We start from the raw sequence: 985 nt of genomic DNA, 5'->3' as shown, positions 1-985 counted from the left end.
TACATATACTCATCGGGAAAGGTAAGACAATACCTTTTATTTTTAGTTATTTTATCACTGTACTACTCCATAGCGGAACCATTTAAGTCTGAGTTAATAAAAAACATATCATATTCACTGATGGCTGCATTTATTTTTGATACAGGGCTTAATTTTAGCAAGGAGAATATAACTAAAGGAGTGATTTCAACAAGGTGGCATAATGACCTATATTCATCATTTGAGAGAATGAAAGCAATTAATAAAATTTACTACCCATCCAACAAAGAGATAAACACAGAAGGTCTATCCAAAGCCATCACATCATCTCTTTTCAATGATGACGCGAACTCGTTCGCAAAGAGAGATTTTCGCTTGATGTGGGACTTATCTTCTGAAAAATATCTTTCCTATAAAGAAATAATAATAAGAAAAGGCGATAAGCTTGACGCTGTATGCTTGAGATTTATAAATGATGACTACAAGTTTTTAGTTAATTTCAACAGAGATGAAGAGGTTTTCAAATACTTTCCATCTATAATGCAACCTTCACTCAAAACATATAGAGCGTTATCAAGACTAGTAAACTCAATCAAAGATCCTTCTAGATTTAAGTTCACGACAGAGTCATTAGAAATGGAGTTACTAGAATACTTAGAGTTAAGAAATGAATTATTCAATGACATAGAAGAAGTAATGGGTAGCTATGCTCAGAGGGCACCATAGTTCATGATAGCCCTCGATAGTACTTACTTATATTTTTAGAGAGGTTTAAGTGTAAGTAGAGGGAGTAACACCTGGTTTTTCAGCATCCACTCCAATGAATGCTGACACCGATACGCGATAATTCTCTTTATCGTAGCAAAATCATCCTCCAGATTGCGGTTGAGAATAGGTTCATGGTGCGCAATACGATTGCGCAGTTTTCTCACGGGACTTGTTAGCAGTAATGCTTCCCCCCGGGGACAAACGACAGAGATATACAACAAAGGCCCGCAATTAAAAT

Annotated in this window: 1 protein-coding gene; it reads left to right on the top strand. The window is 35.7% G+C overall.

The window, feature by feature from the left end; genetic code table 11:
• A partial coding sequence (locus tag F2S13_RS29085; RefSeq protein ID WP_166367323.1) for a hypothetical protein occupies positions 1-705 on the top strand: 705 nt, incomplete at its 5' end.
• Positions 706-985 lie beyond the last annotated feature (280 nt).

Origin of the sequence: Pseudomonas akapageensis, from assembly GCF_011355085.1 — a bacterium.
Classification (GTDB): domain Bacteria; phylum Pseudomonadota; class Gammaproteobacteria; order Pseudomonadales; family Pseudomonadaceae; genus Aquipseudomonas; species Aquipseudomonas akapageensis.
The sequence above is the reverse complement of the archived record's forward strand: the minus strand, read 5'-3'. Positions and strand labels throughout refer to the sequence as shown.